Consider the following 19971-nt stretch of genomic DNA (forward strand, 5'->3'; position numbering starts at 1 on the left):
GGTCGTCCCGAGGCTCATGGCTGCACGACGACCCGAAGCTCGGCTGTGGGAGGTGGAGACAGCCGGCGCGCCGTGATGCGGCCTTCGGGTTGTCTGGCCAGATCGGCCTGCCAGCCCGGCACATCGCCTGTTCGCCCGCGCAGCCAGTCGAACAGGGCGGCCACCGGCACGGGCGTGCCACTGAGTTCGGCGGTGAGTTCGTCCAGGCTGCCACGTCGCGTGATCTGGCCACCCTGGCGCAGTTCGGCACTGCCGGGCGACCACACCACCGTGGCCAGCGACGTACCCAGAGGCGTCGTGAGTTGCAGCTCACCGGTGGCCGGCGTGCCGCGCAAATCGAAGCTGGCTGAAAACGACTGGGGTGGATCGCTCTGCACGGTCATGGCCAGGCGGCCACTCCAGAATTCTTCGCCGGGCACGGCAACGCGCTGCGGGGTGGCGCAAGCCGTCAGCAGAGCCACGGTGACCAGCAGCGCCGCCCACCTCATGGCTTGACGCGCAGGCGCTTGAGTGTTCCTTGCAAGGTCTCGTTGTCTGCCGAGAGCATCAAGCCTTCGCGCCATATTTTCAGCGCCTGGTCTCGTTGACCTTGTGACCAAAGCACCTCGCCCAGGTGCGCCGCGATCTCCGGATCGGGGCGTTTCCCATAAGCGGTTTGCAGGATGTCGAGCGCACGCGCGATGTTGCCCAGGCGGAATTCCACCCAGCCCAGGCTGTCCTGGATGTAGGCATCGCCGGGCGCGAGTTCAACCGCTTTTTCGATCAGCTTTTTGGCTTCGGGCAGGCGCACATTGCGATCGGCCAGCGAATAGCCCAGTGCGTTGTAGGCGTGGTGAAAATCGGGTTTGGCAGCGATCAGGGCGCGCAGCAGCACTTCCATGTCGGTTGGTTTGCCTGCTTTCTCCGCCATCATGGCCTGGTCATAACGCAGATCGGCCACGTCGGGGAATCGGGCGACCGCTTCGCCATAGACCTCATAGGCCTCTTGCCAGGCTTTGAAATCGCGCAACAACTGGGCTTCGGCCACCAGCTTCAGGCGAGCGTCGTCAGGGGTGCGCTCGGGCTGGCTGCGCAACAGGGCCCTGGCCTGAGGCATCTGGCCTTGCCGAGCCAGCAGCGACGCGCGGCGCATCTGCGCTGCCATGATGTCTTCGGCGTTTTCAATGCGGTCCAGCCACGCGGCGGCGGCCGGGAAATCCTGCCGCTTTTCGGCGATCTGCGCCATCATCAAATAGGCTTGCGTGAGGCCGCGGGCAGCACGCTCGTCGCCCGACTGTCGGGCCAGCGCCATGTACTTTTCCAGCGATGCAGTGGCCGCAGGCAAGGCGTTTTCCTGCAGTTGCACCGAACCGAGCAACAGCCAGGGTTCAGCCAGGTCGGGCTGGCGGGCCGTCAGCTTTTCAAGCTGTGCACGTGCTTCCTGATTGCGTTGCGTGTCCAACAGGATGCGTGCATACGCGAGGGCGACAGCGGTGTCGGCCGGTGTGGCGATGCTGCTGGCATCGAGCTGCTGCTGCACGATGGGCTCGGCCGACTGTTCACCGCGTTCCATGAGCTCAAGGGCCAGCAGAGCGGGAAATGGCGATGCAGGTTCTGCGGTGTGGCCCAGGCGGGCCGAGATCAGTGCCTCGGGCAATTGGTCTTGCGCCAGATACATCCGGCCGACCGAGGTGAATGCAGTGGCTGCGTGCAGAGGTTGTTTGAGGTATGGGCCCAAAGCTTCACGCACCACAGCGGCGGCAAGCGCCTTGTCGGTCACACGGGAAAACGTCTGGGGAATGGCGTTGATGGTGTCGTTGCGCTCCGCTGTGCTGACATCGTTGAGGATGGTCTGCAGCACGGGCCCGGTTTCACTGACGCGGTTGAGAGCCAGCAGGATTTGCAGCACGAACCGGTTGGCTTCAGAGCTGCCGGGGATTTCCTGCGACCAGGCGCGCGCCGCAGTCAGCGCCGCTTCACCCGAGCGGGCTTGCAGCGCCACCTCGACCGCACGGCGGTAGAGATGAGGATCACGTTGCTTGCGGGCGGCGTCCAGGATGAAGGAGTAGCCTGTTCCGGGCTCGCCTGCACGCACATTGAGTTCGCCCAACAGCAATTGGTAAAAAAGCGGCGCGTTCAATGCTGAGTTGACGACCTCTCCGGAATCCGGTGCAGTGGCTGGCGCTTGCGCAGGAGCTGTCGGGGTGGGTTGTGCCGCGGCGCCCCAGAAGCAGGCGGCCAATGCGACAGCCAGTGCCGACTTGCGCACGAGCCCGGCATGCTGGGTGGACGGGCCTGCGATGCGGTGCAAGGTATTCATTGGTTCATGATAATGGAAGGTTTTCGGGGTGCAGGGGTGTGATCGGAAGACCGCACAAGCGTTCCGGATGCCCTGAAGAAAATACCGATCCATGCCCGAACTCCCCGAAGTCGAAGTCACCCGGCGCAGCTTTGCCGACCGCATTGCGGGGGCTTCGGTCTTGCGCCTGGAGATGGGCAAGCCCTTGCGCTGGCCTTTGGGCTGCGAGGCGGCCGTTTTGGAGGGGCGATCGGTTCGCTCGGTCACCCGCCGGGGCAAGTACCTGTTGCTCAACCTGGACGAGGGGCACCTGCTGCTGCACCTGGGCATGTCGGGCAGCCTTCAGTTTGCGCAGGTGCTGCCGCCCCGAGGCACCCACGATCATTTTGAGTTGCTGACCAGCCAGGGCACATTGCGTCTGCACGACCCGCGTCGTTTTGGCGCGGTCGTCTATGCCCAGGCGCTGGACGTCGCGCCAGCGGCCAAGCTGCTCGGCAGCCTGGGGGTGGAGCCACTTGAGGCGGGCTTTGACCCCCTGGCTTTTCACCGAGCCCTGCAGTTGCGGCGATCGGCGATCAAACAGGTGTTGCTGGCCGGTGACATCGTGGTGGGCGTGGGCAACATCTATGCGTCGGAAGCCTTGTTCATGGCGGGTATTCGGCCGACCTTGCGAGCAGATCGGCTGAGCAAGCCGCGCGTCCTGCGTCTGCACGCAGCGATCGTTCAGGTGCTCACGCGCGCGGTCGCACTCGGCGGCAGCACCCTGCGCGATTTCTCCAGTGCCGAAGGCCAGTCGGGCTACTTTCAGCTGGATGCCATGGTCTACGGGCGTGAAGGGCAACCCTGCAGGGTATGTGGTACACCCATCAAGGCCATTCGCCAAGGGCAGCGTTCGACGTTTTTTTGCACCACTTGCCAGAAAGCTTGATCCGTTGGCCGGCCCGGCTGTCGGGCATGCAGGCCGCCCGGTTTTGCGTGGAAGGCCGATGCTATATTGACCAGTGGTTACAACATCAGACCTATGAGTTTCAATCAGGAATTTGATCAACATGGCGTGTGGCGCAAGCAGTTTGCCTTGCGTTTGCGCTTGCTTGCCGAGTGGTTGACCGATCACGACCTGATGGAGCCTGGCATCCGCGAGCGCCTGGACGGTCTGCATGCCCAGGTCAAGAACGACAAGATCATGGTGGCCTTCGTGGCCGAGTTCTCCCGGGGCAAGTCGGAGCTGATCAACGCGGTGTTTTTTGCCGGCTATGGGCGTCGCATCATGCCGGCGAGCGCCGGCCGCACCACGATGTGCCCCACCGAGTTGGGCTACGACGCCGAGGTGCCGCCTTGCCTTCGGCTGCTGCCCATCGAGACCCGCCTGCAACCGCTGTCGTTGCTGGATTGGCGCAATGCGCCCGACAAGTGGGAGCGCATTGACCTGGATGTGAACGATCCCAAGCAGCTCGCCCGTGCGATCCAGAAGGTGGCCGAGGTTCGCCGGGTCACGCTGGACGAAGCGCGTGACTTGGGTTTCTGGAGCGATGAAACGCCCGATGACAATCCGCTGGCCGCAGCCGATGGCACGGTGGAGGTGCCGAAGTGGCGTCATGCCCTGATCAACATGGCTCACCCATTGCTCAAGCAAGGCCTGGTGATTCTGGACACGCCCGGGCTCAATGCGATCGGTGCCGAGCCTGAACTCACCGTGAGTCTGCTGCCCCAGGCGCAGGCTGTGGTGTTCATTCTCGCGGCCGATACCGGCGTGACCAAATCCGACCTCACCATCTGGCGCCAGCATCTGTCGGTGCTGGGCGAGGGCAAGGAGTCGCGCCTGGTTGTGCTCAACAAGATCGACACGATGTGGGACGCACTGAGCTCGCCCGAGCAAGTTCAGTTGCAGATTGCATCGCAACGCACCGACTCGGCCGAGATTCTCGGGCTTTCGCCGCGCCAGGTGCTGGCGGTGTCTGCCCAGAAGGGCCTGCTGGCCAAGGTCAATCGCGACAAGAAGTTGCTCGAAGCGAGCAATCTCATGGAACTCGAGACTGCGCTGGGCGTGGACCTGCTGGGCCAGCGGCGCAAGATCCTGAGTGCGGCCGTGGCCACCGGCATCCAGTCTTTGCGGGTGGAGACCACGCGCATGGTGCACACCCGCTCACGCGATCTGGTGGAGCAGATCCAGGAACTGGATGGATTGCGAGGCAAAAACGCCGGCGTGATCAAGCAGATGCGCCTGCGCATCGAGCAAGAGCAGGCCGACTTCGATGCCAGCGGCGCCAAGATCCAGGCCGTGCGTTCGGTCCACCTGCGCCTGCTCAAGGACCTGTTTGCCATGTTGAGCGCCACACACCTCAAGTCCGAGGTGTCGGTGTTGTCCAAGGCGCTTCGACAGCCAGGCATCAAGCTGGGCGTGCGCCGCGCCTACGACCACACGTTTGATCGGCTGCGCGCCGACATGGCCAAGGCCGATGGCATGGCCGGCGACATCCAGGCCATGCTGGAAGGCAGCTTCAAGAGCCTGAACGCCGAGTACGGTTTTTCATTGCAGGCGCCCACGCCGCCGCAGCTCGCCCAGTATGTCAAGGACCTCGATCTGATCGAGAAAAGTCATTTGCAGTACCTCAGTTTGGGCAACGCGCTCAAGCTGGCTCAGCCCGAGTTTGCCGAGCGCCTGGCGCGCGCGCTCATGAGCCGTCTGCGCGTGGTGTACGACACGGCGGTCAACGAGGTGGAGCTGTGGAACAAATCGGCTGCGGCTCAGCTGGATGCCCAGTTGCGCGAGCGCCGCCGCAATTTCACCCGACGGATTGAAGCGGTTTCGCGCATCCAGCAGGCCGCAGGTGGTCTCGACGAGCGCATCCGCGAATTGCAGACCCACCAGGCGAAACTCAACCTGCTCGATGCCAAGTTGGCCGAGCTGACCGACCACCTGCTGGCCGCGCCCGAAGAAGAGTCCGCCGAAGCCTTGACGGCATGAGCGGTGTCTTGGGCCGGCGTGCCGATCTGCCCCCTGCCTTTGCTCCCCTGCTGATCGATTGGCAACGCCGCGCCGGGCGCAGCGGCTTGCCTTGGCAGGGCATCCGCGATCCTTATCGTGTGTGGTTGTCCGAGGTGATGCTGCAGCAGACCCAGGTGAGCACCGTGCTGGGCTACTACGCGCGTTTCCTGGAGCGATTTCCCGACGTGCACGCCCTGGCCGCCGCGCAAGCCGACGAGGTCATGGCCTTGTGGAGCGGCCTGGGGTACTACAGCCGGGCGCGCAACCTGCACCGCTGCGCACAGGCGGTGGAGGCCACGCACGGTGGCGAATTTCCCTCTACCGCCGCAGGGCTCGAAACCTTGCCCGGCATCGGTGCTTCCACCGCAGCGGCCATTGCATCGTTCTGTTTTGGCGAACGTATCTCCATCGTGGATGGCAATGTGCGACGGGTGCTCACGCGCTTGCTCGCGTTTGAGGGCGATCTGGCGCAGACGAAACCCCAACGCGAGCTGTGGGAGATCGCGCAGGCGCTGTTGCCGAACAACCCCTCTGCCGACGACATGACGGCCTACACACAAGGGCTCATGGACCTGGGGGCGACGTTGTGCACGCGCAGCCGCCCGGCCTGTGGGCAGTGCCCCATGCAGGGCATTTGCCGGGGCTATCAGTCAGGCGAGCCGCAGCGTTTTCCTGTGAAGACCCGCACCTTGAAGCGTCGTCATGAAAGCTGGTGGTTGCTGCTCGTGAAGCGCGCCGATGGGCAGGAACGCTTCTGGCTGCAGCGCCGACCGGCCAGCGGCATCTGGGCCGGTTTGTATTGCCCGCCGGTGTTTGAAAGCGAGCAAGCTGCTTGCGCTGGGTTGCCCTCTGCCTGGGTGAATCGGTTGATCGCGTTGGACGCCGTGTCGCACAGCCTCACCCACCGGGAGTTGCGGTTGCACCCCTTGCTGTTGGAACTCACGTCGGAGCCGTTACCCGGCGAATTGCCTGAAGGCCAGTGGGTGGAAGCTGAACGGCTGGGCCAGCATGGCCTGCCCGCGCCGGTGAAGCTGCTGCTGCACGCTGCGTGGGTGCCTGACCTGTTTGCGAGGATTTAAACGCCTGGCACGATCGGCGTTGGCCAGCTATCGGCCTCGCGGTGTCTCACACGCGTGGACCAGTCCATGCCGAACGCACGCGCGAGCCGCTCCACCAGGTACACCGAACGGTGCTGCCCGCCCGTGCAGCCGATGGCCACGGTCACATAGCTGCGGTGGTCGCGCAACATCTGGGGAAGCCAGTGTCCGAGGAAGTCGGTGATCTGCTGCTCCATCTGCAGCACTTCGGGTTGCGCAGCCAGGTAGGCTGCCACCGGGGCGTCGCGGCCCGTCAGGGGTTTGAGTTCGGGCTCGTAATGTGGATTGGGGAGCATGCGCACATCGAAGACAAAGTCGGCGTCCATGGGGATGCCGCGCTTGAAGGCAAACGACTCGAACACCAGCGTGAGCGGCGCCTGAGTGGCTCCCAGCAGGTCCTTGATCTGGCTGCGCAGGTGCGTGGGGCGGATCAGGCTGGTGTCGAGCACCAGCGCCTGGTCCCGCAATTCAGCGAGCAACTCGCGCTCCTGCTCGATGGCATCGGTCAGGGCTCGGTGCTGGTCGTTGAACTGCTTGAGCGACAGAGGATGCAGCCGTCGCGTCTCTGAAAACCGGCGTACCAGCGTGTCGGTGGTGGCGTCGAGAAACACCGTGGTGAGATTGACCGGGCGCTGGGCGTGGTGCTGCAACTGCGCCAGCCGCTTGGGCAAGCCCGGCAGCGAACCCGCGCTGCGCACGTCCATGGCGATGGCCACCTTGCTGGCCTTGTGGCTCTGTTCCAGTTCGATGAAGGATTCGAGCAGCTCGGGCGGCAGGTTGTCCACGCAGTAGAAGCCCACGTCCTCCAACGCGGTGAGCGCGACCGATTTGCCCGACCCGGACATGCCGGTGATCAACACCAGGTGAATCGGCGTTTCGTTGGGTGAGGACATGGTGGTTGGATCGGTCAAGCCGACAGGAGTTCGCGGGCATGGGCCAGCGAGATTTCCGATTTCTCGCTGCCGCCGAGCATGCGTGCGAGTTCAACCACACGGGCTTCGTGCTCGATGGGAGTGACCGTGCTCAGCGTCTGCCGCCCCACCATCTGTTTGCTCACCAGCAGATGGTGGTCGGCGCAGGCCGCCACCTGGGGCAAGTGGGTCACGGCCAGCACCTGGCGGTCGCGCCCGAGCTGGCGCAGCAACTGGCCCACGGTGTGCGCCACGGCGCCTCCGATGCCCGAGTCCACCTCGTCGAAGATGAGCGTGGGCGCCTGCCCCAGCCGGCTGGTGACCACCGAGATCGCCAGAGCGATGCGGGACAGTTCACCACCCGAGGCCACCTTGCCCACCGGCTTGGGTGTGGCGCCGGCATGGCCCGCCACGCGAAATTCGACCTGTTCCCAACCATGTGCCTGGGCCTCATCGAGGCGCTGCAACGCCACTTCAAACACGCCGCCCTGCATGCCCAGGCTCTGCATGCTCTGAGTGACCGCCTTTGACAGCTTGGGCGCAGCCTTCTGGCGTTCCTTGGTGATGGTTTGCAACTCGGTGTTGAATGCTTTCCAGGCCGAGCGCTCGGCCTGCTGCAGTGCGTCCAGATCCAGCGCCTGATCGATTGCGGCCAGCTCGCTTTTCCATTGCCCGAGCACCTCGGCCAGTTCGTCGGGACTGCGGCGGTAGCGCCGGGCCAACGACACCCACTGCGCGAGACGTTGATCCAACGCGTCCAGACTGGCAGGGTCCTGGTCGGTGTGGCGTGCGTACTGGTGCAGGTTGTGCACGGTGTCCTGCACTTGCGCCAAGGCGGCTTCCAGTGCGGCGATGGCGTCCAAAAACCGGGGCTCGATGTGTGCCTGCGCCTGCAGAGCCACGAGCGCGCGGTGGATCAGTGTCGCCGCACCGGGTTCCTCGTCGTCCAGTGCGGTGACCGCGGCTTGCGCGGCGTCCAGCAGGCCCTGCGCGTTGGCCAGGCGGCTGTGCTGCGCATTCAGTTCTTCCCATTCGCCGGGCAGCGGCGTGAGCTTGTCGAGTTCCGAAATCTGCCAGGCGAGGCGCTCGCTTTCCTGCTGGAGCGTGTTCTGCTTCTCGGTCGCGTTGTCCAGGGCCTTGCGCCTTTGGCGCCACTGAGCCCAGGCCTGGGTGGCGCCGGTGGCGTCGATACCGGCGTAGGCGTCGAGCAGGTCACGCACGGCTTCTGCACGCGTGAGGCTCTGCCAGGCATGTTGGCCGTGGATATCGACCAGGCCATCGGCCAAGGCCTTGAGCTGCGCCATCGTGGCTGCGCTGCCATTGATCCAGGCGCGGCTGCGGCCCTCGGTGTCCACCGTGCGACGCACCAGCAGGCCGTCCTCCACCGGAAAACCTTGTTCTTCCAGCCAGGGTGTCAGGGAGGCGGGCGCGTCGAACTCGGCAGCGATCTCGCAGCGCGGGGCGCCTTCGCGCACCACGCCGCTTTCGGCCCGGGCACCCAGCGCCAGCTGCAGCGCGTCGATCAGGATGGACTTGCCCGCACCGGTCTCGCCCGTGAGCACGCCAAAACCCTGGCCCAGTTCCAAGTCGAGGGATTGCACGATGACGAAGTCGCGCAGGGCGATGCGGCGGAGACTCATGATGGGTGTCGGGTGTTGTGGACAGGCGGAATTCTGACGGGTCCTCAGACCCCTTCGTTCCAATGCAGCTTCTTGCGCAAGGTGTCGAAGTAACTCCACCCCACCGGATGCAGCAGGCGCAAGGCATGTTCGGATCGGCGTACCACAATGCGGTCGCCGTGCAACAGACTGGTGAAGGACTGCATGTCGAAATTGGCGCTGGCTTCCTTGCCCGAGACGATCTCCACGGCGATCTCGCTGTGCCCGGGCAACACCACGGGCCGGTTGGACAAGGTGTGCGGCGCGATCGGCACCATCAGCCAGCCCCCGATCGCCGGGTGCAGCAGCGGCCCCCCGGCCGACAGGGCGTAAGCGGTAGAACCCGTGGGAGAGGCAATGATCAGGCCGTCGGCGCGTTGGTTGGCCACGAAATGCCCGTCCACCTCCACCCGCAGTTCGATCATGCTGGCGGCGCCACCCCGGTTGACCACCACGTCGTTAAGTGCGGTGGCCTCGAACACGCAGCGGCCATCGCGCCACACGCTGGCGGCCATGAGCGAGCGCGGATCGTCCTCAAACGAGCCGCGCAGGATGGGGTGCAGCTTGGCGCGGAAATCTTCAAAAGGAATGTCGGTGATGAAGCCGAGGCGCCCTTGGTTGATACCCACCAGCGGCACGCCGTAGCGCGCCAGTTGTCGACCAATGCCCAGCATCGTGCCGTCGCCTCCCACCACCAGGGCCAGATCGCAGTGCTGGCCCATCTCGGGTACCGAGAGCGCCCGGTATTGCGTCAGGCCGGTGTTGAGCGCAGTTTCCTGCTCCAGCGACACGTCGCAGCCCTCGTCGTGCAGGAAGTGCGCGATTTCGTCGACCGCGTCTCGCGACCCAGGTGCGTGGTATTTGCCGACGATAACCACATGCGAGAAGCGCAAGGGTCGGTCCGATCGGATGGGGGTGGACCGTGTGTCGGGGGGCATGCTCATGCGCAAATTACAACATAGCCCGTCTGTGGTGGATTGCCCGAAAACCCTCGCTTGCGAGCGGTACCGGGCAGTGGTCTCTCCGTAAAATGAAGCGATGTTGGACGACCGCGCGAAGCTGCTGCTCAAAACCCTTGTCGAGCGATACATCGCCGACGGCCAGCCCGTGGGCTCGCGCACCCTGGCGCGTGCCGCCGGCATGGAGCTGTCGCCGGCCACCATCCGCAACGTGATGAGCGATCTGGAAGAGCTCGGCCTGATCGCCAGCCCACACACCTCGGCCGGACGCATCCCAACCGCGCGCGGCTACCGCATGTTTGTCGACACCATGCTCACCGTGCGACGCGAAGGTCTGTCGCCCGTGAGCGAGATGACGGCACCGGGCATCGAGGCTGGTCAGCCGCACCGTGTCATCAGCCACGCGGCCAACATGCTGTCCAGTCTGTCGCAGTTCGTGGGCGTCATCACATCCCCGCGCCGTGCCTCTGTGTTTCGCCACATCGAATTCCTGAGCCTGTCGGACCGGCGGGTCCTGGTGATCATCGTCTCCCCCGAGGGAGAGGTGCAGAACCGCATCATCCACACACAGGCAACGTTCACCCAGTCGCAGTTGCTTGAAGCAGCCAATTTCCTCAACAGCCATTATTCAGGCCTGACCATGGAGGCTGTACGCGAACGGCTGAAGAACGAGGTCGACGCCTTGCGCGGTGAGATTGCAGACCTCATGAAGGCGGCGGTGGACATCGGCGCCGAAAACGACTCGGCTCAAGACGAGGTGGTGGTGTCGGGTGAACGCAATCTGCTCTCGGTGAGTGAGTTTTCCAGCGACATGGGCAACCTGCGCCGCATGTTCGACCTGTTCGAGCAAAAGACCCAGCTCATTCGCCTGCTGGATGTGTCGGCCCAGGCCGACGGCGTGCGTATCTATATTGGCGGCGAGAGTCAGGTCGTGCCGTACGAAGATCTGTCGGTGGTCACGGCGCCCTACGAGATCGATGGCCAGATCGTTGGAACACTGGGCGTGATCGGCCCTCAACGCATGCCCTACGAACGCATGATCCAGATCGTCGATGTGACCGCCAAACTGGTGGGCAACGCCCTGAGCCACAACAAGTAGAGGTTTGCCCGAGCCCGGCCCCTACAATCCCGCTGTTGTCGGGCCGTTAGCTCAGTTGGTTAGAGCAGAGGACTCATAATCCTTTGGTCGTTGGTTCAAGTCCAACACGGCCTACCAAAAAAACCCTGCTATAATTCAAGGCTTCGCGGCTGTAGCTCAGTTGGATAGAGTACTTGGCTACGAACCAAGGGGTCGTGGGTTCAATTCCTGCCAGCCGCACCAGAACATCGTTCTAGATCAACGGGTTAGCTCCAAAAGAGCTAGCCCGTTTTTCTTTGCTGCGGGACTTTTGCGGGACTCGGAATTGATCATCAGCATACGAGGCTCAAGTCCGTGTGCCGGCTTTCCGCAGCGCGTGCTCCGCTTTTAGCGCCTGGAGGCTCTTGTTCCAGCCGTTGGTCGGGTGTGTGATCTTCTCAAGAGCTTCGTGAATCTCTCGGATCTGGGCCATGGAGTAGTGGTCCGTAACGGAGCGATTGCTGTGCCACAGGACGTCCCGCCGGGTCGACTCACTGACGCCAGCCTCACGCAGTCGCATGCCCACCGTATGGCGAAGGTCGTGTACATGCAGATCGCCCAGACCAGCCCTTGCGCGCGCAGCTTGCCACGCGCTGTTGTTCATGGCCTTAATTGGTCCCAGTTCACGGTGGCGCCAAGACATCGCAAAAACGTGGGTTGGGTGATGCCCCCGCGCTTCCTCAATCACGGCCTGGGAAATGCTGTTGCACACCACCAGCTTTGAAGTGCGGCGCCCCTTGACGTTTTCTGGCGGGGTCTCGAAAACAGAGATGTTGAGCTCCGGCACTGGGATCTCCCAAGCCCATTGGAGATTGCAAACCACATCATCTCGCACGCCACTGTGCAGGGTAAACAGCGCCATTTCGTGAAGATGCTTCGGCAACTCCTTCAGTAAAAGCGCCTGCTCGTCCCAAGTGATCGGCCGTGGCGGGCGCTGATGGCCTGTCAAAGGCAACATGGTGATCAGCGGGGCAGAGACCAGCCAAGGCTTGCCCGAATCGGGATCGCGCCATGTTCCCGCTGCCAGATTGAGGACTCGACGCACCGCGCCCAAGCTCAAATTGATCGTTTTGTGTGAGATCTTTGCCTCGCGTCGAGCATCAATGAAAGGCCGCAGTGTTCCTGAGTGAACTTGCTCAAGCAGAAGGTCGCCAATGTAGGGCATCACGGCCTTCAGGTGATAGCCAGACGACTCCACTGACGCCATATGCGCATTCTCTTCAATGTAGCGCCCAGCAGCTTGGTCGAAGGTGATCTGGGGGGTGGCGCCATGGACACGCGTCTGCCGTAGTGCTTCTAGTTCCCGGGTGAGCCACGCTTCTGCGTCTTCATATGATCCAAAGCTTTGGTAAAACCGAACGTTTTCAACGCGTTTGTCGACGACCCAGCTACCGTTTTGCCGTTTGTAGATGCCGGTTGATTTTTTCCCCATGGTGTTTCACTCGTGTTTACTGGTTTTGTCTGCATGTCGTCGGCCCGAGCGCTCTCGGTGCCTGATTTGTCGAACATCTCGTATGCGATCGCTTTCACTTCTTCGCAAAGGAACAGGAGCGAAGTGCCTTGCTTTGTTGTTCTCAAGCGCGGCCTGATGTGCGTGTCGAAGTAGTTTGGCTTGACGCAAAGTGCTTGAATGGCGTTCTGGCGGTTCATGCAGTACCGAGGGAGCTCATCGTCGAAGTCGGGTCGTGGTTTTTCTTTCATGTGTGGTTCTCTCTGATCAAGATTTCATAGGTCAGTAACTTGTCAAGAGCACGGCAGTACGCAAGCGCCTCAGTGAGGCAAAGCCGAGCCTGGGCGCAGACAACTTGCCCAAATGATGAAAAGGAAAAAATGAAGAGCCCGCTTTGCGAAGAGCGGAACGGAAAATGCCTGTGTGGCCTGCGCAGAAGGCGGCCGGTGCGAAGCTGGCGCGTGAATGGCTGCTAGCTCGCGATGATTGAAGGATTTCGCCTTCACGCACTTGCGTGCGCTGACCCGGGTATCTAGGTCAGATCTGAATCAATCAGACAACCATGACCAGTCTTTTCATTCGAGACTCATCACATCGCTGATCTATGCAGAGTTCACTCGTAAAAACGGTGAACTCAAGTTGAAGGAAGGCATGTGCCTTCACGTACTCTCGTACGGTGACTGGAAATGTATTGGGTAGACCGAACCTGGTCAATCGATCCCGACCAGTCCCGCGCGCTGACCCTTGTCACCGACGACTGAAAGCTGCTCTGAAGAACACCACACGCGCTGAATAACCGACTTCAGTGAGATGCTATGTCCTGCATCTGTTCCAAGATTCCATGAGAACAATGCTTTCTAGAGAGATCAGCACCAACGTGTGCCCCAGCGTGGTCCCCGATGGCTAGCCCAAACTGCTCCAGGCAGGGCGGTCGGATTCTGGCGATGTGGACGTAATGGCGAAACGTGAGGCGGCCTCCTTCAGAAGATAGCTTTTGCCCTAGAACTCCAGCATCACTCAGCGGTGTATGAGCCGGCCCAAGATGGTGGTGGCCATAGTGGCGTCGTCCAGGTATTCGCCCCAGTCCTGCACAACGCGGTTGGAGGTGATAACGATGGAGCGGCGCAGCTTGTAGCGCTGGTGCACGATGCCCTGAAGCAACGCGGCGCTCACATCGGCGAAGCGTCGGCCAGGAACAGGTCGTCCAGCACCAGCAGGTCTGGCTCTATCCTGCATGTCAGTTGCTCGGCAGTGCTGGCTAGCCCGTAGCGGGCGAACTCGGTGTCGGTCTCCACGTAACGCACGTCGTACTTCTGCAGCGTGGCCTAGTAGGCCACGGCCTTGGCCAAATGGCTCTTGCCGGCACCCGGTTTGCCGATGATTAGCGCGATGGCCCTCTCACCGATGAACTTCAGGGCTTGCAGCTCGAAGCAGGCGCTGCGCGGCAGCTTCGGGTTGAATCGCCAGACGAAGTTCGCCAGCGAGGGCCGCTCATCCAGACCCGATCGCTTGAAGCGGCGCTTGGTCAGGCGAGCGCGCTGGCGGTCCAGCTCGCATTGCAGCATGGCCGCGAAGTAGCGCCAGGCCTGCTCGTGCAGCTTGGCCCACATCTCTTGGCCGGAATTTCAGACCACGAGGCGGAAGCTGCGCCGCGAGTAACGCAGCGTGGCCACGAACACGCGAGGTTTGCGCCAGCGCTCGGTGCCGGGTAGCCGGGTGGGCGCGCGCGCATCTGACGTTCACTCGTCCAGAATTTGTAGTTCGAAATGATGCATCTCTACTGAATCTAATCAACGGGGGTGCGTCAACGGGGGGTGTTCCCCGTGAAAGGTGGGGGAGCGTGACGAGGGAACGGCATTACCGTTGAGGTGTCTCCGAGGGCCTAGGCTCTTTCACCCAACCCAACTGCACTGGAACAGATCAAATGCAAGACGATATCCCGAAGAATCCCAAGCGACAGAAGGCCATGCGCAATCCGAAAGTTGAGAGCACCATAAGTGCATCAGTCCGAGAGTTGCTGGCAAACTCAATGTCAAGAAAATTAGTAACCGATTGCGAAGAACTAATTGGGAGGGTGGCAACAACTAACCCGGATGAGGCATTGTTATGCGATCTGATGCTGATCTCTGGTCTTCGGCTTTCCGAGGCGCTGGACTTAAAGCCTCACGAATCGATCACGCCTGCGGGATTGCTTGTCCAGCGGGGAACAAAAGATGGTCGCTCCCGCTTAATCCCTTATGCAAAGTTGCCTTCTACGGTGCACCGTCAACGTCAGGTCTATTCCCGGTGCTTGCAACATTCGGAGAAAGCTGCCGGCAATACTATGGGATATGAAGGCCTATCTAAAGATCAGAGCTATCGAAGGTTTGAGCGTGTACTCGCGACCCACCGTATTTCTAAAAGTTTGATGCCGGTCACCTATCAAGACCTGCGCCGTGCGTATGCACACCTCATGTTTGAGGACTATATGGGTTACATGCAGCTTGCCAAAAACCAGAATGAGTTTGAATCGATACGCGTAAACGCATTGGAGATGGAGGCGGCCATCAAGGCAGTGACGCAATCGCTGGGCTACAGTGCTCCAACCATCACGCTTGTTTGGGTTAAGTGGCTTCAAGGAAGCGGCGGCCTGAAGTTCTAGCAAACTGCGAGAATGCTTGCGGAAGGCAAGTACACTTGGAAGCTTCCCGAGCCATAGGATTGGGCGGGACTTCAGGGTGTTTGTGATTTTCAGCTAAAAGTCGCTCAAGATCCTCAATCAACATCAAGGATCATGTTCGGGAGATGACGCAGTCATAGCAATCGCCAATGAATGGGCGTACCTTTACTCCAAAGTTACATCCTTTCAAGGCGTCATGGTTTCCGCTCGCAATCGCGTCCTATTCTCCGATCGCGTTTCACTCTTCCGCTCGTCCGAGTGTTTCAAAGATGACGCCGCTACGCGTGGCCCAATTGAGCGAAAGCACTTGTTTTGCTGCAAAACGGCTCGTGTGAGTCATCCAAGGGGTATCGCCCGTAGTGCTGAAAACGACGATGCGCGCATGATTTCTCGATTTCACAAGTGAAGTCCAAAGCTCCAGAGACGGCTTCAACTCATACTGCGGCCAACGTTGATACGAAATCTCAAGACGTGGAAGTGGTCGGTCGACAGAACTGCCAGTGCCCGCTCGATCAGATGAGTCCATTGGTATCACCTCTACATTGCAGACTCGATTCCGAAACGTGATTGATATGGCCATCGTGCTCGGGAGCAAAGCTGTGCAGTTCGACGAAATCGTTGGCGAGGGTCCCGAGGTTTCAGTGGCCAAGTTCACCACTAGCCCGATCTTGTGGCGCGTCACTGAAGTACGAAGTTCCTTTAGGACAGCCTCCCGCTCTGTGGAAAGCTTCACCCCGATGTGCCGTTGGGGTGTGAACACCAGCAGGATCGGTTCATGCTGCAGGTTGACTAGGGCGAGCTTGCCGAGCAGCACCTCAAGCCGCAGGACTTTTTCACGCTGCACGTCGGGGCTATGCAGCTCTCCCTGAGTTCGATTGGCCGACACTGCTGCGACAGGACCTAAGTGGCTTGGTGCAGCCGTCTGATCGAAGGTTCCGCCCAGAATCACAATGGCGCAGATGGCAAAGGCGAGCGATCGCCCGGATATCACGCTCATCGGTGCGCGCCGCTCGTATTCTCTGCGAATAGCGGTGACCAGAAACGCGGTCAAAACACCGGCAATCACAAATGTCAGCGGGCCCATTCCGCCTTTGCCGATGAATAGCCAACCAAAGCTCGGATGTGCCAAACCCCATCCACCCATGGGTGTGGCGAGTGTCACGAACCACACGCCCAGCATTGTGACGAACCGCCTAAATGCAGTCGGGTGGTGGCCACCAGCGAACGCCCATGCCACTGCACAGAAGGTAAAAACCGCGCAAGCGGTCACCAGCCGTTCCCACTCCACCATGCCCTGGGTCTCCAGCAACCCGCAGATGGCGTATGGACCGAGCGCGCCAAGGTAGTAGCCAGCGGAGATTGCCAAGGCCTGTAAACGAGTTGGCTGAACTCCGCACATGAAAGGCAGCAGGATGCTGAGGGCGCCTCCCCACGCGGTACCAGGCCAGGCCACATAGCCAACTGTGAGTCCACAGGAGCCAAGTGCGAGCAGATACAGCTCAGCCCTGCGCCTCACTGCCGTACCTCTGGGTGGCGTGCGGCGAGCAGGCTTATGTGGGAGACGATTCGTGACAGACCCGTCGAGCCAATCAGATGGCACCGGAGGGGAACGCGAAACTGGGACGCCGGTTCGCCAGCTCGCCCGACGTGTATCCACCTGCGATCTACATCGCATCGGTCAAGATGAAGATTCCAGGTGGTGTGGGCCGAGGGTTCGATTTCAAACGTCAACCAGTCACAGACGCCCTGGGTCAGTGCCTCTGAGATGGGCAATACCGGACCCACTTTCGCAACACATGTCCCTTCGAGTTCAAGCACAAAATTCAGGACACTTCTAAGGCGTGCGTCCTCCTGCGGGCGGACGAGCCGACGGGATGGCCAGCCTCGTTCACTGCTTGCCACCAGCAGGACGAATCCGAGTCGCGATGCTGGGGTGTTTGCGGGTTGATGTGCTGGAAGTGCCAGCTCGTGCTTAAACGTCGCACCTCCGGGCAGCGCGTGTTCAAGCAAGAAGCGGGTGGTCTCAGGTTCCCAGTGCTCAAGATCAGTTACCCACGGTAGCCGGTGCAGGACACTTGTGCGTACGCCTTCGGGTGCCCAATTTTGCAGGGCCTCCTGAACCATGTCCCAATGTGTTGAGCGCGGCCGCAGAGCTGGGCCGTCATTGACGACCACATGGTCCATCTCGCAGAACAGCAAGGGTATGGCCAGGAGTTCATTGAAAGTGACTTTTTGGCGGTGCCTGTAGGCCAGCCGGGTCGCCGTGACGGCAAGTTGGTCCAGATCCTCTGCGGTTTGTGAGCCGGGAGCCATTGCGTTCTCGCCGGTTTGAAGTGACGTGCTCCTAGCAGTCCTGGTCTGCCTTCCCTGTTGTATCTCGCTCAAACACTCCACAAGCAGTGATTGCAGTTCTTCTTTCATGGCATCCCTCCGGTGCGGACGGAGGACTGTTTCGTGGGAACCAAGTTAGATGGCTCCTGGCTTATGCTGATGTGTGATGGTTTTGTCATGGCTGAATCAGTAGTCGCTGTCCTGCCAGAGGCGGTACAGGTTGTCCTCTTCCATCTGGTCTTGAATCTGCTTGTAGGAGTCGTCATCGTCGTCATCAGAGTTTGATGATCGACCTCTCGCGCTGCTGCTGCCTTGAGACGCTAGTACTACAAAAAGAACGATGAATCCGAGCGCCAGCCAGGTTGTGGAGTTCATGCCCTAGCTCCTGTGATGAGGTAGCTGTGGCCACGCGAACGGCATCGCTCTCTCAAGACGAGCTGTGCAACGGCCCAACGCAGAAAGCAAATCTGCTCCTGCACGCTGCTGGGTTCAGGCATCGTGCGCAGATCAAGCTCGTCGACCATGGCCTCAAGCAGGGGATCCAAGGCACTGGAGTTTTTCCAGATCGAGAAAGCCAGGTCGGGCCGCAATCGACACAACTTCTGCACAAGCAGGTTGCGTACGCACGCAGACCTCAAGAGCCAGTGGGGCGCCTCGGTGGAAGATCGATCTAGCGCGGCAATGTCGAAGTGCTGTCTCAGGCTTTGGCGCCAAGCCGTGGCCCGAACCGCTTCTTGGTGAGTGGGAGTCATTTGTTCCTCTTGTGTGTGATTGGTCAGACCAAGTTCGCACAAGAAGACCTGATGTCAAGTCCGCGCGGTCAATTTTCGTCGTCTGCAGCTCGCCCTGCATACCGCTGGCAAGCGGAGTACATCGGGTGAATGAAAAATCTAGGGGCCCGTTGCCCGTCCTCACCAAACTGAGTTGTGATGCCATGCGCAGGTGCACGCTTTTCCATAGCGTTCATCTTGATTTCTGAGCATGGACGCCTAGAATCTTTTGGAAGAATTGCGACCAACCAGGAGTTCAAATGACGGCGGCAGATCTGCTAAAGATATTCATGGCTGTGGGCATCGTGGTAGCCGTATGTGGAATCCGCTGGATGAACAAAGCGATCGCAGAGCTCAAAGAGGAAACACGGCGTGAGCGAGAGCAGATGGCCTGTGGTGAAGAGTGCCCTTGAAATCTTCACATCTCTATGGACCACTGCTGAATGAGTTGATGAGTGACCGCGTCTCGTTTTCATTCCCCTGGTGGCCCAGTTCGGGCCGTAGCTCTTTTGTTCATGGTTTTTTCATATGCTTGTCCAAAGAGGCTCTTGAATTTCGCGTCGAACGGACTGGCGCACGATGCTCCTTCCTCCATGTGATCGGCAGCACTCACTTGGGTTCTCTCCGGTGCGCCATCGGATACCGAAAGATCCAAGGGGGCCGCTGAATCTGCAACTGGAGCAGGCGAAGGCAGCATTTGGCCGAGGGGCGAAAAACTCATGCGGCCAATGGCCATTCGGAGCTGGTAGCCCAACTGGATCAACTGCAGGATCTCCATGCTTAGGCCTGCGGGGCTGATCCCCTTGAGATAGTCCAGAAGCCCGACCCCATCGGGGTGAATGGTGACTCGGACCCGCAACCGCAGAGCGTCAGCTGAATTCTGTGATCGTTTTCGTTGCGCCATGTTGTGCTCCCTTCGATCAACGGTTTGCGGAGGCTTCGTTCACAGAGTAGTCGGCCACTACCCGGAAACTGCGCACGTTGGAGAAGGTTGAGCCGCCATCCATCCTCAGACGAAGGCGTAGCTCACGAGCATGAGTGCGGAGAAACTCAAGGAACGCCGCGCCACCGCCACCACAGATCAAGATGTTGTCGAAGTCGTTCATGGCGCCCACCGTGTTGAGCATTGCCTCATGTCCACGGCGAAGGACCCCGTAAGGGGCCCCCTTGTAGCGAGCGTTGATTGCTCGAGCTGGGACGCAGGTGATGTTCGCAGCGTGTTTCATTGGACTCTCCTTGAAGAAGTTGCATGCACGGGGTGTGCTGGGAGAGGAGTTTCTGGTCGCCCGCACAAGTGCGCAAGCGATGGCGACCAGTCCCTGGCCCGGAGTGGCCCGCTCCGGGCCACTCCGGGCCACTTCAGGCCAGGTACTAGCAGCTTGATCGCGGCAACCAAGTCGTCCTGGCCCGGCCTGGCCCGGAGCGGGCCACTCCGGGCCAAATGAGGTGAGTAGTCAGAGGCTGGCGGGCAAGGTTGGCCCGGCTTGGCCCGCTACGGGCCGTTCCGGCCCAGAGAGTTGCGTCTCTGTTAGAGCAAGCGGTGACAAGCGTGCCGCTCTACTTCCTTGCCGTGAGATCGAATCTTCGGAACCTAAGTCGTTGCCAGGTCGGGCGCACGTATTGACGCGGGACTGGAGTTGACCCCGTCCGGTGGACGGTTGCTGGTTTGATTCTCAAACCATTTGGGGTGCTCCGTCAGCATGCTGTGGGTAATGCTCGCGGGCATTGAATCGGGACTGCTGGCTCCTTTCAAAG

At 60.9% G+C, this 19971-nt stretch carries 17 protein-coding genes, 2 tRNA genes and 1 pseudogene; 8 read left to right on the forward strand and 12 right to left on the reverse strand.

Annotated features, from left to right (window positions below):
• Positions 1 to 14 precede the first annotated feature (14 nt).
• Both V6M63_RS20150 and V6M63_RS20155 read right to left on the reverse strand, forming a co-directional pair.
• Positions 15 to 488, reverse strand: a complete 474-nt coding sequence (locus tag V6M63_RS20150) for a lipoprotein insertase outer membrane protein LolB (protein WP_332744787.1) — start codon at positions 486 to 488, stop codon at positions 15 to 17.
• Complete coding sequence (locus V6M63_RS20155; RefSeq protein WP_332744789.1) at positions 485 to 2299, reverse strand: tetratricopeptide repeat protein; 1815 nt, start codon at positions 2297 to 2299, stop codon at positions 485 to 487. The genes V6M63_RS20150 and V6M63_RS20155 overlap by 4 nt, the downstream gene beginning before the upstream one ends.
• Positions 2300 to 2390: 91 nt before the next feature.
• Here V6M63_RS20155 and mutM point away from each other — a divergent pair, with 91 nt between their 5' ends.
• The 3 genes from mutM (at position 2391) to mutY (ending at position 6343) form a co-directional block, all read left to right on the forward strand.
• The gene (gene mutM / locus V6M63_RS20160) at positions 2391 to 3206 is read left to right on the forward strand and encodes a bifunctional DNA-formamidopyrimidine glycosylase/DNA-(apurinic or apyrimidinic site) lyase (protein ID WP_332744790.1); all 816 of its coding nucleotides are present in this window, start codon (positions 2391 to 2393) and stop codon (positions 3204 to 3206) included.
• 93 nt (positions 3207 to 3299) lie between these two features.
• Positions 3300 to 5243, forward strand: a complete 1944-nt coding sequence (locus V6M63_RS20165; protein WP_332744791.1) for a dynamin family protein — start codon at positions 3300 to 3302, stop codon at positions 5241 to 5243.
• Positions 5240 to 6343 carry an A/G-specific adenine glycosylase gene (mutY, locus tag V6M63_RS20170; protein WP_332744793.1) on the forward strand — a complete coding sequence of 368 codons (1104 nt, stop codon included), beginning with the start codon at positions 5240 to 5242 and terminating at the stop codon, positions 6341 to 6343. Before V6M63_RS20165 ends, mutY begins: the two co-directional genes overlap by 4 nt.
• On the opposite strand, the gene rapZ is transcribed toward mutY, so the two are convergent.
• Genes rapZ through V6M63_RS20185 form a run of 3 tightly spaced genes read right to left on the reverse strand, consistent with a single transcriptional unit; the run spans position 6340 to position 9868 of the window.
• Positions 6340 to 7254: an RNase adapter RapZ gene (gene rapZ, locus V6M63_RS20175; RefSeq protein ID WP_332744796.1), complete on the reverse strand. Its 915-nt coding sequence runs from the start codon at positions 7252 to 7254 to the stop codon at positions 6340 to 6342. The genes mutY and rapZ overlap by 4 nt on opposite strands.
• A gap of 14 nt (positions 7255 to 7268) precedes the next feature.
• Positions 7269 to 8912, reverse strand: coding sequence for a DNA repair protein RecN (recN, locus tag V6M63_RS20180; protein WP_332744798.1), 1644 nt, complete (start codon positions 8910 to 8912; stop codon positions 7269 to 7271).
• Positions 8913 to 8956: 44 nt separating this feature from the next.
• Positions 8957 to 9868: an NAD kinase gene (locus V6M63_RS20185; RefSeq protein ID WP_442909624.1), complete on the reverse strand. Its 912-nt coding sequence runs from the start codon at positions 9866 to 9868 to the stop codon at positions 8957 to 8959.
• Positions 9869 to 9968: 100 nt separating this feature from the next.
• Here V6M63_RS20185 and hrcA point away from each other — a divergent pair, with 100 nt between their 5' ends.
• From hrcA to V6M63_RS20200, 3 genes are all read left to right on the forward strand, one after another.
• The gene (gene hrcA, locus V6M63_RS20190) at positions 9969 to 10988 is read left to right on the forward strand and encodes a heat-inducible transcriptional repressor HrcA (RefSeq protein ID WP_332744801.1); all 1020 of its coding nucleotides are present in this window, start codon (positions 9969 to 9971) and stop codon (positions 10986 to 10988) included.
• 40 nt (positions 10989 to 11028) lie between these two features.
• Positions 11029 to 11105 (forward strand) — tRNA-Ile (locus V6M63_RS20195).
• A 28-nt stretch (positions 11106 to 11133) separates the two neighbouring features.
• A tRNA-Arg gene (locus V6M63_RS20200) sits at positions 11134 to 11210 on the forward strand.
• Between the two features lie 103 nt (positions 11211 to 11313).
• Here the strand turns inward: V6M63_RS20200 and V6M63_RS20205 are convergent.
• Both V6M63_RS20205 and V6M63_RS20210 read right to left on the reverse strand, forming a co-directional pair.
• Positions 11314 to 12438, reverse strand: a complete 1125-nt coding sequence (locus tag V6M63_RS20205; protein ID WP_304778066.1) for a tyrosine-type recombinase/integrase — start codon at positions 12436 to 12438, stop codon at positions 11314 to 11316.
• A gap of 921 nt (positions 12439 to 13359) precedes the next feature.
• Positions 13360 to 14030 (reverse strand): annotated as a pseudogene (locus V6M63_RS20210) (ATP-binding protein); the annotation flags it as partial.
• Positions 14031 to 14380: 350 nt separating this feature from the next.
• Here V6M63_RS20210 and V6M63_RS20215 point away from each other — a divergent pair.
• Entirely contained in the window at positions 14381 to 15097 is a 717-nt protein-coding gene (locus tag V6M63_RS20215) for a hypothetical protein (RefSeq protein WP_332744803.1), read from the forward strand.
• Positions 15098 to 15353: 256 nt separating this feature from the next.
• Here the strand turns inward: V6M63_RS20215 and V6M63_RS20220 are convergent, their stop codons facing one another.
• From V6M63_RS20220 to V6M63_RS20230, 3 genes are all read right to left on the reverse strand, one after another.
• On the reverse strand, positions 15354 to 16481 hold the full coding sequence (locus tag V6M63_RS20220; RefSeq protein ID WP_332744805.1) for a hypothetical protein: 1128 nt from the start codon (positions 16479 to 16481) through the stop codon (positions 15354 to 15356).
• Positions 16482 to 16627: 146 nt separating this feature from the next.
• Positions 16628 to 17536, reverse strand: a complete 909-nt coding sequence (locus V6M63_RS20225; protein ID WP_304778069.1) for a hypothetical protein — start codon at positions 17534 to 17536, stop codon at positions 16628 to 16630.
• Between the two features lie 96 nt (positions 17537 to 17632).
• The gene (locus tag V6M63_RS20230) at positions 17633 to 17821 is read right to left on the reverse strand and encodes a hypothetical protein (RefSeq protein ID WP_304778072.1); all 189 of its coding nucleotides are present in this window, start codon (positions 17819 to 17821) and stop codon (positions 17633 to 17635) included.
• A 655-nt stretch (positions 17822 to 18476) separates the two neighbouring features.
• Between V6M63_RS20230 and V6M63_RS20235 the strand changes: the two genes are divergently transcribed.
• Complete coding sequence (locus tag V6M63_RS20235) at positions 18477 to 18629, forward strand: hypothetical protein (protein WP_304778075.1); 153 nt, start codon at positions 18477 to 18479, stop codon at positions 18627 to 18629.
• Between the two features lie 59 nt (positions 18630 to 18688).
• Here the strand turns inward: V6M63_RS20235 and V6M63_RS20240 are convergent, their stop codons facing one another.
• Both V6M63_RS20240 and V6M63_RS20245 read right to left on the reverse strand, forming a co-directional pair.
• Complete coding sequence (locus V6M63_RS20240; RefSeq protein WP_304778078.1) at positions 18689 to 19120, reverse strand: hypothetical protein; 432 nt, start codon at positions 19118 to 19120, stop codon at positions 18689 to 18691.
• A gap of 16 nt (positions 19121 to 19136) precedes the next feature.
• Positions 19137 to 19322 carry a hypothetical protein gene (locus V6M63_RS20245; RefSeq protein ID WP_304778080.1) on the reverse strand — a complete coding sequence of 62 codons (186 nt, stop codon included), beginning with the start codon at positions 19320 to 19322 and terminating at the stop codon, positions 19137 to 19139.
• Between the last annotated feature and the right edge of the window lie 649 nt (positions 19323 to 19971).

Source organism: Hydrogenophaga sp., assembly GCF_036675665.1.
Taxonomy (GTDB): Bacteria; Pseudomonadota; Gammaproteobacteria; order Burkholderiales; family Burkholderiaceae_C; genus Hydrogenophaga.

Excerpts from the sequence above, each read along its gene's own strand:
- V6M63_RS20150 (WP_332744787.1), bottom strand. The coding sequence starts at position 488 with ATGAGGTGGGCGGCGCTGCTGGTCACCGTGGCTCTGCTGACGGCTTGC.
- V6M63_RS20155 (WP_332744789.1), bottom strand. The coding sequence starts at position 2,299 with ATGAATACCTTGCACCGCATCGCAGGCCCGTCCACCCAGCATGCCGGG.
- mutM (WP_332744790.1), top strand. The coding sequence starts at position 2,391 with ATGCCCGAACTCCCCGAAGTCGAAGTCACCCGGCGCAGCTTTGCCGAC.
- V6M63_RS20165 (WP_332744791.1), top strand. The coding sequence starts at position 3,300 with ATGAGTTTCAATCAGGAATTTGATCAACATGGCGTGTGGCGCAAGCAG.
- mutY (WP_332744793.1), top strand. The coding sequence starts at position 5,240 with ATGAGCGGTGTCTTGGGCCGGCGTGCCGATCTGCCCCCTGCCTTTGCT.
- rapZ (WP_332744796.1), bottom strand. The coding sequence starts at position 7,254 with ATGTCCTCACCCAACGAAACGCCGATTCACCTGGTGTTGATCACCGGC.
- recN (WP_332744798.1), bottom strand. The coding sequence starts at position 8,912 with ATGAGTCTCCGCCGCATCGCCCTGCGCGACTTCGTCATCGTGCAATCC.
- V6M63_RS20185 (WP_442909624.1), bottom strand. The coding sequence starts at position 9,868 with ATGCCCCCCGACACACGGTCCACCCCCATCCGATCGGACCGACCCTTG.
- hrcA (WP_332744801.1), top strand. The coding sequence starts at position 9,969 with ATGTTGGACGACCGCGCGAAGCTGCTGCTCAAAACCCTTGTCGAGCGA.
- V6M63_RS20205 (WP_304778066.1), bottom strand. The coding sequence starts at position 12,438 with ATGGGGAAAAAATCAACCGGCATCTACAAACGGCAAAACGGTAGCTGG.
- V6M63_RS20215 (WP_332744803.1), top strand. The coding sequence starts at position 14,381 with ATGCAAGACGATATCCCGAAGAATCCCAAGCGACAGAAGGCCATGCGC.
- V6M63_RS20225 (WP_304778069.1), bottom strand. The coding sequence starts at position 17,536 with ATGAAAGAAGAACTGCAATCACTGCTTGTGGAGTGTTTGAGCGAGATA.
- V6M63_RS20230 (WP_304778072.1), bottom strand. The coding sequence starts at position 17,821 with ATGAACTCCACAACCTGGCTGGCGCTCGGATTCATCGTTCTTTTTGTA.
- V6M63_RS20235 (WP_304778075.1), top strand. The coding sequence starts at position 18,477 with ATGACGGCGGCAGATCTGCTAAAGATATTCATGGCTGTGGGCATCGTG.
- V6M63_RS20240 (WP_304778078.1), bottom strand. The coding sequence starts at position 19,120 with ATGGCGCAACGAAAACGATCACAGAATTCAGCTGACGCTCTGCGGTTG.
- V6M63_RS20245 (WP_304778080.1), bottom strand. The coding sequence starts at position 19,322 with ATGAACGACTTCGACAACATCTTGATCTGTGGTGGCGGTGGCGCGGCG.